General features: G+C 73.0%; 13 protein-coding genes and 2 pseudogenes. 11 read left to right on the forward strand and 4 right to left on the reverse strand.

The genetic code is table 11. The features are described from left to right. Positions 1-10 precede the first annotated feature (10 nt). The 11 genes and pseudogenes from KIT14_18335 (at position 11) to KIT14_18385 (ending at position 11,348) form a co-directional block, all read left to right on the forward strand. The gene (locus KIT14_18335) at positions 11-469 is read left to right on the forward strand and encodes a chemotaxis protein CheW (GenBank protein MCW5892478.1); all 459 of its coding nucleotides are present in this window, start codon (positions 11-13) and stop codon (positions 467-469) included. Positions 470-750: 281 nt separating this feature from the next. Further along, positions 751-1,329: pseudogene (locus KIT14_18340) on the forward strand (GAF domain-containing protein). 378 nt (positions 1,330-1,707) lie between these two features. Next, on the forward strand, positions 1,708-3,054 hold the full coding sequence (locus KIT14_18345) for a methyl-accepting chemotaxis protein (protein ID MCW5892479.1): 1,347 nt from the start codon (positions 1,708-1,710) through the stop codon (positions 3,052-3,054). Between the two features lie 67 nt (positions 3,055-3,121). Then, entirely contained in the window at positions 3,122-3,493 is a 372-nt protein-coding gene (locus KIT14_18350) for a response regulator (GenBank protein ID MCW5892480.1), read from the forward strand. Next, positions 3,493-4,610 (forward strand): annotated as a pseudogene (locus KIT14_18355) (chemotaxis response regulator protein-glutamate methylesterase). The gene KIT14_18350 and the pseudogene KIT14_18355 overlap by 1 nt, the downstream one beginning before the upstream one ends. Beyond that, positions 4,607-5,431: a protein-glutamate O-methyltransferase CheR gene (locus KIT14_18360; GenBank protein MCW5892481.1), complete on the forward strand. Its 825-nt coding sequence runs from the start codon at positions 4,607-4,609 to the stop codon at positions 5,429-5,431. The pseudogene KIT14_18355 and the gene KIT14_18360 overlap by 4 nt, the downstream one beginning before the upstream one ends. Positions 5,432-5,449: 18 nt before the next feature. Continuing rightward, a complete protein-coding gene (locus KIT14_18365) occupies positions 5,450-5,926 on the forward strand; it encodes a chemotaxis protein CheX (protein MCW5892482.1) in 477 nt (158 codons plus the stop codon). A 397-nt stretch (positions 5,927-6,323) separates the two neighbouring features. Next, positions 6,324-7,415 (forward strand): endonuclease/exonuclease/phosphatase family protein, encoded by a 1,092-nt coding sequence (locus tag KIT14_18370; GenBank protein MCW5892483.1) that lies wholly within the window; start codon positions 6,324-6,326, stop codon positions 7,413-7,415. Between the two features lie 53 nt (positions 7,416-7,468). Continuing rightward, the gene (locus tag KIT14_18375) at positions 7,469-9,676 is read left to right on the forward strand and encodes a glycosyltransferase (protein MCW5892484.1); all 2,208 of its coding nucleotides are present in this window, start codon (positions 7,469-7,471) and stop codon (positions 9,674-9,676) included. Beyond that, positions 9,673-10,320 (forward strand): lysoplasmalogenase, encoded by a 648-nt coding sequence (locus KIT14_18380; protein MCW5892485.1) that lies wholly within the window; start codon positions 9,673-9,675, stop codon positions 10,318-10,320. The genes KIT14_18375 and KIT14_18380 overlap by 4 nt, the downstream gene beginning before the upstream one ends. A 230-nt stretch (positions 10,321-10,550) precedes the next feature. After that, positions 10,551-11,348 carry a hypothetical protein gene (locus KIT14_18385; protein ID MCW5892486.1) on the forward strand — a complete coding sequence of 266 codons (798 nt, stop codon included), beginning with the start codon at positions 10,551-10,553 and terminating at the stop codon, positions 11,346-11,348. 87 nt (positions 11,349-11,435) lie between these two features. Here the strand turns inward: KIT14_18385 and KIT14_18390 are convergent, their stop codons facing one another. The 4 genes from KIT14_18390 to KIT14_18405 are packed head-to-tail and all read right to left on the reverse strand — an operon-like array spanning position 11,436 to position 14,231. Next, the gene (locus KIT14_18390) at positions 11,436-11,885 is read right to left on the reverse strand and encodes a retroviral-like aspartic protease family protein (GenBank protein MCW5892487.1); all 450 of its coding nucleotides are present in this window, start codon (positions 11,883-11,885) and stop codon (positions 11,436-11,438) included. Further along, positions 11,882-12,298: a response regulator gene (locus KIT14_18395; protein MCW5892488.1), complete on the reverse strand. Its 417-nt coding sequence runs from the start codon at positions 12,296-12,298 to the stop codon at positions 11,882-11,884. The genes KIT14_18390 and KIT14_18395 overlap by 4 nt, the downstream gene beginning before the upstream one ends. Before the next feature lie 23 nt (positions 12,299-12,321). Further along, positions 12,322-12,825: a prepilin peptidase gene (locus KIT14_18400; GenBank protein ID MCW5892489.1), complete on the reverse strand. Its 504-nt coding sequence runs from the start codon at positions 12,823-12,825 to the stop codon at positions 12,322-12,324. Then, positions 12,825-14,231 (reverse strand): sigma-54-dependent Fis family transcriptional regulator, encoded by a 1,407-nt coding sequence (locus KIT14_18405; GenBank protein ID MCW5892490.1) that lies wholly within the window; start codon positions 14,229-14,231, stop codon positions 12,825-12,827. The genes KIT14_18400 and KIT14_18405 overlap by 1 nt, the downstream gene beginning before the upstream one ends. Positions 14,232-14,405: the final 174 nt, after the last annotated feature.

Consider the following 14,405-nt stretch of genomic DNA (forward strand, 5'->3'; position numbering starts at 1 on the left):
GGGCTCCGCAATGGCAGGTGAGCAGCAGTTCGCGACCTTCTTCGTCGACGGCCTCTTCTTCGGCGTCGAGGTGCTGAAGGTGCAGGAGGTCATCCGCTACCAGCAGATGACGCACGTGCCCCTGGCTCCGGCGGAGATCCAGGGACTCATCAACCTGCGCGGCCAGATCGTGACGGCGCTCGATCTGCGCCGGCGGCTGACGCTTGCGCCGCGGCCGGCCGACGCGCTGCCGATGAACGTCGTGGTGCGCACCGACGACGGCGCCGTCAGCCTGCTGGTCGACGAGATCGGCGACGTGGTCGAGGTCAGCGAGGAGCAGTTCGAGCGCCCGCCGGAGACCATCGACGGCGTCGCGCGCGACGTCATCCGCGGCGTCTACAAGCTGCGCGAGCGGCTGCTGCTGATCCTCGACACCGAGAAGACGATCCACCTCGGGGCGGGCGGCGCGGCCGTGGAGCTGGTGCAGTGAGCCGCGGCCCGTCCGCCTGGCGGCTCCTCGCGGAGCTCGCGGGCATGCTCGCGGGTGGGCTCTGGATGACGGCTTCGGCGGGCGTCGTGCTCGCCGCCGTGCGGGACGCGAGGCCGCGATGACGCGGTGCCGGCGCGTCGCGCGGATCGCCACGCTGGAAGGGCTGCAGATCGCGCAGACTCAGATCGACGAGGCGGGTGCCGCGGTGGCCCCCCTCGGGTCCGACGTCGACAACTGAACGCGAGGCGGCCGTGTGCCGCCGGGGAGTGGAGGAAGCAGCGATGCGGAACGGACGAGGGCAGGGACGCGGCGCCGTTCGGGCGGCGGTCCGGACCCTGGAGCAGGCGAGCGGAGACGTCACGATCGAGGAGGCGACGCAGAACACCCAGGCGGTCCTGCGTGTGGTCGAGGCGCTCGCCGCGGCCGACACGACGGCCGCCGCCGTGCAGGCGGCGCTGGACACGGTGCGCGACGCCTTCGGCTGGGCCTACGGCTCGTACTGGGTCCTCGATCGGCACGAGCAGGCGCTGCGCTTCTCGGCGCAGTCGGGCACGGTCACCGAGGAGTTCCAGAAGGTGACGCGCGAGGCCCGCTTCCGCGAGGGCGAGGGGCTCTCCGGTCGCGCGTGGCGCACCCGGGACCTGTTCTTCGTCCAGGACCTCGGCGAGATGCGGGATTGCTGCCGGGCGCCCTCGGCCCAGCGCGCCGGCGTCAAGTCGGGGGTCTGCTTCCCGATCGTCCTCGGCGGTGCGGTCGTGGGCACGATGGACTTCTTCGCGCTCGAGACGCTCTCGCCCTCACAGCAGCGGCTTGACACGCTGCGCGCGGTCGGTCGCCTCGTCTCGGCCACCATCGAGCGGCAGCAGGCGGCGGAGGAGGCGGCGCGCGTCCAGAGCATGATGGAGAACGCGCCCGTCAACGTCATCTTCGCCGATCCCGACGGGACGATCCGCTATCTCAATCCGAAGTCGCAGGAGACGCTCGCGACGATCGAGCAGTACCTGCCGATCAAGGCCGATCAGATCCTCGGCCAGTCCTTCGACATCTTCCACAAGAACCCCGCGCATCAGCGGCGCATCGTGTCCGACCCGAAGAACCTGCCGCACAAGGCGATCATCCAGGTCGGGCCGGAGAAGCTCGACCTCCTCGTGAGCGCGATCTTCGACGGCGCCGGCAAGTACCTCGGCGCGATGCTCACGTGGGACGTGGTCACCGAGAAGCTCCGCCTCGAGAACGAGATGGCGCGGGTCATGAACATGATGGAGAACGCGCCCGTCAACGTCATCTTCGCGAACCCCGAGGGGGTCATCCAGTACCTCAACCCGAAGTCGAAGGAGACGCTGGCGACGATCGAGCAGTATCTGCCGATCAAGGCCGACGAGATCCTCGGCCACTCCTTCGACGTCTTCCACAAGAACCCGTCGCATCAGCGGCGCATCGTCTCCGATCCGAAGAACCTGCCGCACAGGGCGGTGATCGACGTCGGCCCCGAGAAGCTCGATCTCCTGGTGAGCGCGATCTTCGACGCGCAGGGCACGTACCTCGGCCCCATGCTCACGTGGGAGGTCATCACCGAGAAGATCGCGACCGAGGAGCGCGCGCGCGAGCTCCAGGAGCGCGAGCGCGCCGCCGCCGAGGAGCTGCGCGGCAAGGTCGACGCCATGCTCGGCGTCGTCAACGCCGCGGCGAGCGGCGACCTCACCCGCGACGTGACCGTGAAGGGGAGCGACGCCATCGGCCAGATGGGGGAGGGGCTCCACGGCTTCCTCGGCACGCTGCGCGGCAGCGTCGGCGAGATGGGCCAGAACGCGCAGGCGCTCGCGAGCTCGTCCGAGGAGCTCACCGCGGTGAGCCAGCAGATGAGCGCCAACGCCGAAGAGACCGCGGCTCAGGCCAACGTGGTCTCGGCGGCCGCCGAAGAGGTGTCGAAGAACGTCCAGACCGTCGCCACGGCGACCGAGGAGATGAGCGCGTCGATCAAGGAGATCGCGAAGAACGCCAGCGACGCCGCCAAGGTGGCCGAGCAGGCGGTGCGCGTCGCCGAGACGACGAACACCACCGTCGCGAAGCTCGGCGAGAGCAGCGCCGAGATCGGCAAGGTCATCAAGGTCATCACCTCGATCGCGCAGCAGACGAACCTGCTCGCGCTGAACGCCACCATCGAGGCGGCGCGCGCGGGCGAGGCGGGCAAGGGCTTCGCCGTCGTCGCCAACGAGGTGAAGGAGCTGGCGAAGGAGACCGCCAAGGCCACCGAGGACATCGGTCAGAAGATCGAGGCCATCCAGGGCGATACCCAGAGCGCCGTCGAGGCGATCTCCCAGATCAGCGGCATCATCAACCAGATCAACGACATCCAGAACACGATCGCGAGCGCCGTCGAGGAGCAGACGGCGACCACGAACGAGATCGGACGCAACGTCGTGGAGGCTGCCAAGGGCAGCTCCGAGATCGCGCAGAACATCACCGGCGTCGCCCAGGCCGCGGCCAGCACGACCGCCGGCGCGAACGACACCCAGAAGGCGGCCGCGGAGCTCTCGCGCATGGCCGCCGAGCTCCAGCGGGTCGTCGGACAGTTCCGCTACTGAGTCCCGGGGGGGCGCGGGGGGGGGGGCCCCCCCCCCCCCGGCGTCGAGGACGCCGGGAGGCTTCCGCGTGCGAGCACTGGTCGTGGACGATTCGCAGGCGATGCGCATGATCATCCGTCGCATCCTGCGCGAGCAGGGCTTCGAGACGGTCGAGGCCGAGCACGGCCGGGCGGCACTGTCGGCGCTGGCCGACGCCGGGCCGGTCGATCTCGCCCTCGTCGACTGGAACATGCCGGAGATGAACGGGCTCGAGTTCGTCGAGGCGGTCCGCGCCGACGCCCGCTACGGCGGCATGGTCATCATGATGGTGACCACCGAGATCGAGAGCGCGCAGGTGCTACGCGCGCTCGACGCGGGCGCCAACGAGTACCTGATGAAGCCCTTCACCAAGCCGGCGTTCGTCGAGAAGCTGGCCCTGCTGGGGCTGGCCGCGGCGTGATGCGCCGGATCCGGGTCCTCGTCGTCGACGACGCCGTCGTCATCCGCCGTCTGCTCAGCGACACGCTCGCGGGCGATGCGGGGATCGAGGTCGTCGGCGCGGCCGCCAGCGGGCGGATCGCGCTCGCGAAGATCCCGCAGGTGGCCCCGGACCTCGTCACGCTCGACGTCGAGATGCCCGAGATGTCCGGGCTCGAGACGCTGGCGGCCATCCGGGCGAGCCATCCGAAGCTGCCGGTCATCATGTTCTCCACGCTCACCGCCCGCGGGGCGGGGGCGACGCTCGAGGCCCTGGCGCTCGGGGCGGCCGACTACGTCACGAAGCCTGCCAACGTCGGCAGCGTGCAGGCGGCGATGCAGGCGGTCCGCGAGCAGCTGATCCCGAAGATCAAGGCGTTCTGCGGCGCCGCGGCGGGCCAGAGCGGCCGGCGCCGCCGCGGCTGCCGTCCGCCGCGGCGCGACCGCTGGCGCCGGCCGGCGTGGGGCGGCCGGTCGAGCTGCTCGCGATCGGCGTCTCGACGGGCGGTCCGAACGCGCTCTCGGCACTGATGCCGGCGTTGCCCGGGACGTTGCCGGTGCCCGTGGTGATCGTCCAGCACATGCCGCCGGTGTTCACCCGGCTGCTCGCCGAGCGCCTCCAGGCGCGCTGCGCGCTGCGCGTGCGCGAGGCGCAGCAGGGTGAGGCGCTGCGGCCGGGCGAGGTGCTGGTCGCCCCGGGCGACTGGCATGTGACCGTGATGCGCGCCGGCGGCGAGCTGCGCGTCCGCCTCACCCAGGACGCGCCCGAGAACTCGTGCCGGCCGGCGGTCGACGTCCTCTTCCGCAGCGCCGCCGCCGCGGTCGGCGCGGGCACGCTCGGCGTCGTCCTCACCGGCATGGGGCACGACGGCCTGCGCGGCGCGCGCGACGTTCGCGACGCCGGCGGCCAGATCGTCGTGCAGGACCAGGCGACGAGCGTGGTGTGGGGCATGCCGGGTGCGGTGGCCGAGGCCGGCCTCGCGGATCGGATCCTGCCGCTCGACGAGATCGCGACCGAGCTCATGCGCCGCGTGGCGCGGGGCCGGCCGCTGCCGCCGCGCCCGAGCGCCGGGCCGACGGCGCGCGGGGGGCAGCCATGAGCATCGGCGCCGGCGACTTCGACTACATCCGGCGGCTGGTGCACGCGGGGGCCGCCATCGTCCTCGAGCCGGGCAAGGAGTACCTCGCGGAGTCGCGCCTGGTGCCGGTCGCGCGAGCCGAGGGCTTCGCCACCATCGCCGAGCTGGTCGCGACCCTCCAGGCGGATCCGCGCTCGGTCCTGCACCGCAAGGTCATCGAGGCGATGACCACGAACGAAACCACGTTCTTCCGCGACGTGCACCCGTTCGAGGCGCTGCGCCAGCACGTGATCCCCGAGCTGCTCGCGGCGCGCGAGCACACCAAGCAGCTCACCATCTGGTGCGGCGCGTCCTCGAGCGGGCAGGAGCCCTACACCATCGCGATGGTGCTGCGGCACCACTTCCCGGCCCTGGCGTCCTGGAGCGTGCGCATCATCGCCACCGACATCGCGCACTCGATGCTGGCGCGCACCCGCGAGGGGCTCTACAGCCAGCTCGAGGTGAATCGCGGCCTGCCGGCGCCCATGCTGGTCAAGTGGTTCACGAAGGAAGGGACGCACTGGCGCGTGAAGCCCGAGCTCCGAGCCATGGTCGAGCCGCTCGAGCTGAACCTCGCCGGCACCTGGCCGTCGCTGCCGACCTGCGACGTCGTCTTCATGCGCAACGTGCTCATCTACTTCGACGTTCCCACCAAGCAGCGCATCCTGGAGCGGGCGCGCCGGCACATGCCCGCCGACGGCTGGCTGTTCCTCGGCGGTGCGGAGACGACGCTCAACGTCGACGATCGCTTCGAGCGCGTCGCGCTCGGCCGCGCGACGACCTACCGCATCAAACGCGCCTGACACGACGGGAGGCCGCCCATGACGACGGTCCGGGACGAGGACATCTGCGAGATCACGGCCACCGTCTGGTCGGCCGTCAGCGCGCTCGAGCCGACGCCGTGTCCGGACGTGCGCCTGCCCGAGGCCCGGACCGGCGTGCTCGCCGGCTGCGTGCAGGTGACGGGCGCGTTCACCGGCGCGGTGGCGCTCTTCTGCTCCGCCGCGCTGGCGCGCCGCGTGGCGGCCGAGATCTTCGACGTCGAGCGGGCGTGCGTGACCCTCGCGCAGACGCAGGACGCCGTCGGCGAGCTGGTCAACATGACCGGCGGCAACCTGAAGGCGCTGCTGCCGGAGCCGTCGCTCCTGTCGCTGCCGGCAGTGGCGCAGGGGACGGAGCTCGCCGCGCGCGTTCCCGGCAGCCGCGTCGTGGCGCGCGTCGGCTTCGACTGCGACGGCGAGCCGCTCGTCGTGACGCTGCACGAGAAGGATGCGGCCGGCCGCCGCGGCTCGCCTTGACACCGCCGGCGCAGGGACGGGAAGAGCCGTTCCATGCGCCCCTCGCATCCCATCCGCGCGGCCTTCGCGCTCGTCGTCCTGCTCGCTTGCGCCGGTGGCGCCGCCGCCGACGACGTGCCGGTGGGCGCAGCGCGCCTTGCGCTGCGCGACGGCCGCCGCGGCGCGGGGGTGCGCCTGCGCTATCGCCGCGATCGCCGCGCCCTTCGGCGATCCACGCGCCGCCGCGCGGCGCGCGATTCGTCGTCCACGCAGGGCGGCACCCGGGCAGTGCTTCGTCACCGTGGCGCTCGATCGCGGTGGGGTGACGCCGCCCGGCGACGGCGCGACGCGCGGCTGGCGGTGGCGCGATCCGATGGCCGGCAATGGCGTAAGGACGCGGTCGCGGTCAGGCGTGCTGGTGGCGGCGCGGGGTCCCCTGTGGCCGTGCGCCCTCGGCGCGGCGCAGCGCCTTCCGGTCACCGTCACGCTGCGGCTCGACGCGACCCGCTGGTGCGCGGCGTTCGGCGGTACGGTCGCCGCCAACGTCCCGGGGCGGTTCCGCGCCCGCGGCGCCGCCGCACCGCCGGCGTGCCCGGCGTCGGGTCCCGGCATCGCGTCGCTCAACGTGCTGCACGGGCTCTTCTGTCCCCTCGATACGGCCAACTGCCGCTATGCCGAGCGCATGGCGCTCGTGCGCGACTGGGTGGCGGCCCGTGGCTGTCCCGACGTCGTCGGGCTCCAGGAGGTGCTCGAGGCGCAGGTGCCGATCCTGACCCAGGGCCTGGCGACGCTGTGCGGGGGGTACGCGGTCGTCTACACGCCCGCCAACCGCTTCGACGACGCCATGCTGTGGACGCGGGTGCCGGTGGTCGCCGCGCGCGTCGAGCCGCTGCTGCGCGGGTTCCGCAACGTCCTGATCACACGGCTCGACCATCCCGCCGGCCCGCTCGACGTCCTCGTGACCCATCTCGCGTCCGGCTCCGACGGCGGCGGGGCGGCGTGCGGCGCAGACTGTCCCGCGGCGTGCGTCGCGGCCGGTGCGGCGACGGTGCGCGATTGTCAGGCGGTCCAGGTCGCGGCGTTCGCGGCCGAGTCCACCGCCGCGGTCACGCTGGTCGCGGGCGACTTCAACGCACCGCCCGGGAGCTTCGTGCACGCGACCCTCACGGCCCATGGGGCATGGGCGGACAGCCACCTGGCCGCCAGGCTGGCGGAATGCGATCGCACGACCGGCATCGGCTGTACCAGCGGGCGCGACGACGACGTGCTGGACGACCTCGAATCGCCGGCGCTGAACGAGCGCAGCCGTATCGACTACGTGGTGCTCGCCGGACCGCCCGGCGGCGCCTGCGCCGTCGAGCCGGCGGGCGATCCGGACGGCGACGGCGTCGCGACGCGCCTGTTCGCCGACCTGCCGAATCCGTTCGCGCCCGCCTGCGGGCCGGCGCCGGCGCCGATCTGCTGGCCGTCCGATCACGTCGGCGTGCAGGCCGACGTCGTATGCCGGTGAGCCGCGGGTGCGCGCGCCTTGCGTGGCGCGGGCGAAGCGCGTAACGGCGCGCCGTGGGACGGCGATGGGACGCGCTGCGGCGGCGCCTGCGCACCGACGGGGTGCGCGGGACGGTGCAGGTCGTGCGCTGGCGTGTCGCCGAACGGCTGGGCCGCGCCTTGGTCGGCGGCCGGCTCGACGTGCTCGACCAGCGCATGGCGGCGAACGACACGCACGTCGCCGTCCACGCCGAGGCGCTCGCGCTGCACGAGGCGCGGCTGCTCGCCCTCGGTCGCGATCTCTTCCAGCAGGGGGCGGCGCAGGCGGAGCGTGCGGAGGCGCTCGCCGCGGCGATCGCGCGGCACGCCGACGCCCAGGCGGCGACCATCGCCGAGCTGCGGGCCGGCCTGGCAGCGCTCGCGGCCGGGGCGGACGCGACGCGGACGGACCTCGGGGCGCTGCGGGATACGGTCGCGTTCCTCGAGCGCAGTGCGACCACGCTGCGCGAGCTGGCGCACCGCCACGGACGCTCGATCGGCTGGCTCGCGGAGCGCCAGGTCGCGGACGCCCCGCCGCCGGTGCCGGCGGTGGGCCCGCTCGTGTCGATCGTCCTGCCGGTGTGGAACCGCGCGACCCGCATCGACGACGCGATCGCGAGCGTCGTCGCCCAGACGTGGGCGCAGTGGGAGCTGCTCGTCGTGGACGACGGGAGCACCGACGACACCCGCGCGGTGGTGGCGGGATGGGCGGCGCGCGACGCGCGCATCCGTGCCTTCGAGCAGCGCCATGCCGGCCACGCGGTCGCACGCAACCGTGGGCTCGCGGCCAGCCGCGGCGAGGTGATCGCCTACCTCGACTCCGACAACCGCTGGGCGCCGGGCTACCTCGCCGCCGTGGTGGCCGCGTTCGCGGATGCCGCCGTGGCCAGCGTCTACTGCGCGCAGCGCGTGCACGATCATGCGTCGGACGACGATTGGATCCGGGCCGAGCCCTACGACGCCGAGGCGCTGCGCGGCGGCAACTTCATCGACCTGAACGCGTACGCGCACCGGCGGGCGCTGTACGAGCGTCTCGGCGGCTTCGATGCGGGGCTGCGCCGGCTGACCGACTGGGACCTCGTGCTGCGCTTCGCGCGCGAGAGCCCGCCGCGGCTCTTGCCCGTGATCGGCAGCCGCTACGAGGCGGGGCTGCCGGACCAGGTGTCGGCGACGGAGAGCTATGCGCAGCACGTCCATCTCGTGCAGCGCAAGCTCGAGGCGCCGCTCGCGCGCCCGCTGCGGGTACTGTGGGCGGTGCGGGGCTGGCCCCAGCTCTCCGAGGCGTCCGTGCGCGTCGAGATCGACTGCATGCGCCGCTTCGGCGTGGAGGCTGCGGTGTGGCGCGAGCAGCCCGGGGCCGTGTGCTTCATGCACGACGCCCCGGTCTTCGACGGCGCGTTGCCGGCGGCGCTGCAGGCCTTCGCGCCCCACGTCGTCCACGCCCACGGGCTCCCGTGGGGACTCGCGCAGCGTGCCGCCGCCGCGGCCGCGGGCGTGCCGCTCACCGTGCGCGGCCACGGGTCCGACTTCGACCCGGCGCTCGTCGACGGGCTGCTCGCGGAGGCGATCGTCGCCGGCGTCTATCTCGTACCGCATCAGGCGCGCCGCTTCGCCGGCGAGCCGCGTGTGCGGGCGCTGGCGGCGGCGTTCGATCCGACTCGAAACCGCCCCCAGGGCACGAAGGATCCGCGCCTCGTGGTGCGCTGCGCGGCGGCGCGGCGCAGCGAGGACCTGCCCGCGTTCCTGCGCATCGCCACGCGCCGGCCGGAGCAGCGATTCGTCCTCGCCCTGGCGCGCCTGCCCGGCGTGCCCGGCGTGGTGGAGGAGATCGCGGCGCTCGGCCGCAGCCTCGGTGACCCGGTCGCCCTGCGCATCGACTGCGGCCACGACGAGGTGGCGGCGTTGCTCGCCGAAGCCGGCGTCTATCTGCACACCCACGGGCTCGACGAGCCGTACGGGCAGCCGCAGTCGATCGCCGAGGCGATGGCGAGCGGCTGCTTCGTGCTGGCGCGGGCGTGCCCCGAGTCGCAGGCCTACGTCGGCGACGCCGGCCGGCTGTGGGCGACCGAGGACCAGGCCGTGGCGTGCCTCGCCGAGACCGCGAGCTGGGACGAGGCCGGCTGGGCCGCGGCCCGCCTGCGGGCGGTCGACCGGGCCTATGCACGCCACGTCGATCGGCTGGCGCTGCGCCCGCTGCTCGACGACTGGCTGCGCCTCGCGGACGCGATGGAGCGCGCGGCGTGACGAGCGGCATCGTGGTCGCGGTGGTCGCGCTCGGCAGCGCGCATCTGGCCGCGTACTACGCGCCGCAGAAAGCGCTCGCCGGCGCGTTGAAGGCGGTGCCGATCCTGCTTCTCGCGTGGACGGTGGCGTCGGCCGGCGACGTCGTCGCGCCGGGGTACGGCCGCCTGATCGCCCTCGGGCTCGTGGCCTCGGCGATCGGCGACCTCTGCCTCGTCTCCGAGCGCGGCTTCGTCGCGGGCCTGTCGAGCTTCCTGGTCGCGCACGTCCTCTATCTGCTCGCCTTCCTGCCCGCCGGAGCCGGTCTCGCGTGGCCGGTGGCGGTGGGCCTGGCGCTCTTCGTGGCGATCTTCCTCGGGCGGCTCCTGACGCACGTCCCGGCGGCGCTGCGCGCACCGGTCGTCGTCTACGTGGCGGTGATCGCGGCGATGGCCTGGGCCGCGGCGCGCCGCGCCGGCACGCCGGCGACGCCGGAGCCGAGCGCCCTGCTGGCGCTGGCAGGTGCTTTCGCGTTCATGACCTCCGACGCGATCCTGGCGTGGGACCGCTTCGTGCGCCGGCTGCCGTTCGGGCACGGCTGGGTGATGGTCACGTACTACGGCGCCCAGGTGCTGATCGCGGCGTCGGCGAGCGTCGCGCCGCGCTGAGCTTCGCCTGCCGGCGCGGGGGCTGCGGGGGGAGCCGCCCGTAGGCGGCACCTCGGGCCGCGGTGGCGCGGCCGCCGGGTGGCGACCGCCGCATGGCCACCGAGGGCACCCGTGCGCTTGGCCATAGGGGAGTCCTCATCGCGCGTAAAGTCGGCTCGAATCGAGGATTTTTCAATTGACGCGGAGCGGCCCATCCGTATGTTGGAACGCGACGTCGGAGGTTTCGTTCGATGAAGATTGTTGCAGTCGTCCCGGGAATCCTGCTCGCGTTGCTCGTCGTGCCCGTGTCCTCGCAGGCACAGCTCACCAAGGACGAGCTCAAATGTCAGGTGCTCGGGGCCGCGACGCTGGGGCAGTACGTCGGTGTCGTCCAGAGCTGCGTCATCAAATGCGCCGTCGGCGCGCGCAAGGGCAAGAACCCGGCGAGCGATTGCCTGCCGCCCTATGCCGGCTCCACGGCGCGTTGCATCGATCAGCCGGGCGTCGGCGCCGAGGACAGGGCGATCGCGAAGTTCGCGCGCGGCTGCGTGAAGGGTTGTCCGCCGTGCTACCAGGGCGGTCAGTGCAACGCGGTCGCCGTCGCCCGCGTCCTCGACGCGAGCGTGCAGATCGACAGCGTCATCCCGGTGATCTTCTGCGACGACGGCGGCAGCCCCGACGGTCTCTCGAAGCTCGAGGCCAAGTGCCAGGACAACGCGCTCAAGCAGGTGGCGAAGTTCGGCAGCAAGAAGCTGAAGTGCTTCTCGAAGTGCGAGAACGACGAGTTCCGCGGCTCGTTGCCGCCGGGCAGCTGCCTGCCGCCGGCTCCCGCCGACCCGCGCACCGCCACCTGCATCGCCAGCGCCGAGGGGCGCGCGACCGCGGTCATCAACCGCGCCTGCACGCCGCCGAAGGGCGATGCGCCCGAGTGCTGGGGCAGCAGCGTCGACGGGGCCTTCCTCGTCGCCGGGTTCGAGGCCTGGGTCGACGACCTCGTGCCGCACCAGTTCTGCGGCGGCGCGTCGCCGAGCGGCGCGTTCCTCGACTGATCGCCACCGTCTCGCACCGCGGTGTGTGATGGGTGGCGCAGCCCGGCGCGGCCCGACCCGTGCGCGCCGGGTGCGCGCGGTCACAGCTCAGCGCAGGCGCAGCGTGCGGCGGCGCGGGTCGATCGCGTAGTGGAACTGGTTCAGGAAGTTCAGCCCGATGATGCCGTCGAGCGGGGCGTTGACGGCGTCGTGGACCACCGCCTGCACGCCGTGGGCGCGGCTGCCCCCGACGTCGAGGCTGCGGAGCTCGACGAGGGGGACGGTCACCGTGCCGTTGGCGGTCTGGAGGTCGAGCGTGGTCTTGCCGGGGCGGAGGCCCAGGCGGCGCGACAGGCTCGACGAGAGCACGCAGTAGCTCGCGCCGGTGTCGACGAGGAACAGGGCGCGGGTCGTGCCGTTGACGGTCGCGCGCACCATCCAGGCGGTGCCGTCGCCGTCGAGCGGAACCTCCCCGCTGCCGCCCGCGGACCAGTCCGCGCGCGCCGAGCGCGCGACGAGGGCGACGGCGAGGGTCGCGAGGAGACGTCGTCGGGTCATCCCGCTTGCGGGGCGTGGCGGTTCGCCGCTCGGCCTTCCTCGAGGCAGATGCGGACCTTGCGCATCAGATCCTGTCCGCTGAAGGGCTTCGTGATGTAGTGGTTCGCACCGAGCGCGAGGCCCTTCTCGATGTCCGCGGGGGTCGACTTGGCGGTGAGGAAGATGACCGGCAGCGTCGCGGTGCGCGGCGTCGCGCGGATGTGCCGCAGCACCTCGTAGCCGTCGACGTCGGGCATCATGATGTCGAGGATGACGGCGTCGAAGGGGTCGGTGCCGATCAGCGCGAGCGCTTCACGTCCGCCCGGACACTTCACGGGTTGCATGCCTTCGATGCGCAGCCGCGTCTCCACCAGCTCCGCGATGAGGGGGTGGTCCTCGACGATCAGGATGCGCGGCTTCGGGCGGGGGTCCATCGACGGGTTCCTCCGGCCTGCGGTCAGGCGTTCACGGCGAGCACGGCCGCGGCGGCGTAGCCGGCGGCCAGGGGCAGGGCGATGGGCAGCGGCGCGGCGACGCCGGCTCCGGCGGCGCGTGGACCGCGCATCACGGCGAGGGCGGTCGCCAGCGTCGGGCGCTCTGCCGAGGCGGCGCCATGGACGAGGACGCCGAGCACGATGGTCGCGGCCCCGAGCACGGTGCCGTGCAGAACGGCGACGGGGCCGAGCCAGGCGCCGGCTACCACGGCCAGGCGCAGCTCGCCGGTGCCGGCACCGAGGGCGAGCGCGACGACGCCGAAGATCGCGGCCGCGACCGCGGCACCCGCGAGGGCGTCGCGTGCGCCGATGCCGCCGTCCCAGGCGGCGACGGCGACGGCCGCCGCGAGCGCCACGGCGCAGCACCACGCCGGCAGGCGACGGCCGCGGGCGTCGCACCACACGGCGGCACCGAGGTAGGCGAGCAGGCCGGCGACGCCGGCGACGGTGAGGGACGGCGCGTGCATCAGGTGATCCCGTAGCGGTCGAGCTTGCGGTAGAGCGTGCGCCGCGAGAGCCCGAGTAGGCGCGCCGCCTCGATGCGCTTGCCGCCCGACGCCTGGAGCGCGCGCAGGATCTGCTCGCGCTCCGCCGCCTCCAGCGACAGCTCCGGCAGCGCGGGGGCGTCGCCGTTCGGCGTCGCGCGCGTCTCGAAGATGTGCGGCGGCAGATGCTCGGGCAGGATGACGCTGCCCTTCGCGACCACCATCGCGCGCTCGATGACGTTGGCGAGCTCGCGGATGTTCCCCGGCCAGGGGTAGCGCAGGAAGATCGCCAGCACCTGCGGGCTGACGCCCGCGACCGTGCGGCCGAGCTTCTGGTTGCAGATGCCGATGAAGTGGCGGACGAGCGGCTCGATGTCGTCGCCGCGCTCGCGCAGCGGCGGCAGCTGGATCGCGCCGACGTTGAGCCGGTAGTACAGATCGTCGCGGAAGGTCCCCTGCGACACCATGTGCAGGAGGTCGCGGTTCGTCGCCGCGATCACGCGGATGTCGACCTTCATCGGCTCCGGCGAGCCGACGCGCTTGATCTCGCGGTTCTCGAGCACGCGCAGCAGCTTCACCTGCACGCCGAGCGGCAGCTCGCCGATCTCGTCGAGGAAGATGGTGCCGCCGTGCGCCGCCTCGAAGAGGCCCTTGCGGTCGCGGTCGGCGCCGGTGAACGCGCCGCGCACGTAGCCGAAGAGCTCGCTCTCGAGCAGCGTCGGCGCGAGCGTCGTGCAGTTGCAGATGATGAAGGGCTGATCGCGCAGCGGCGAGAGATGATGCAGCGAGCGCGCGACCAGCTCCTTGCCGGTCCCGCTCTCGCCGGTGATCAGCGCCGTGGTGGGATAGCGCGCGAGCCGCTCGATGAAGGCGAACATCTCGAGCATGCGCTGCGTGCGCGCCACCATGCCCTCGAACTGGACGATGCCCTGGAGGCGCTGCTCCAGGATCTTCGTCCGGTGCATGAGGTCGCGCTTCTCGAGCACCGTCTGCAGCACGCGCTCGAGCCGGCGGAAGTCGATCGGCTTCTCGACGTAGTCGGCGGCGCCCATCTGGATGGCGTCGACGGCGTCGCGCACGTTCGAGTAGGCGCTCATCAGCACGAGCTGGATGTCCGGGTCCCGCTCCTTCACGTCGCGCAGGAGGTCGAGGCCGCTCATCCCCGGCATGCGGACGTCGGAGAGGATCAGGTCCATCGGCTCCTCGTGGAGCATCTCGAGGGCACGGTCGCCGCTCTCGGCGACCTTCACCTGGAACCCCTTCTCGCCCAGGAAGAGGGCGAGGATGTTGCGGATGTCCGGGTCGTCCTCCACGACCAGCACCTTCGGCTGGTCGCGACGGTCGGGCGGCGGGGGGGCGTCGCGAAGCAGGGGATCGTCGGCTGGCATGTGTGTCATCAGAGCCCGTCGGTTGGCGCGGCTGTGTCAGCCCTGACGCAAGCCGCGTGCCGTGTGTCGGGGCCGGCGGGGGGCGCGGCGGCCGTCCGGCCGTGGCGTTGCAACTCCTTGCGGCGACAGCGATTCGGCGGCGTCTGGCAGCGCGGCGGGAGCGCGAGTGCGGCG

This window comes from bacterium, from assembly GCA_026129405.1.
Classification (GTDB): Bacteria; Desulfobacterota; Binatia; order DP-6; family DP-6; genus JAHCID01.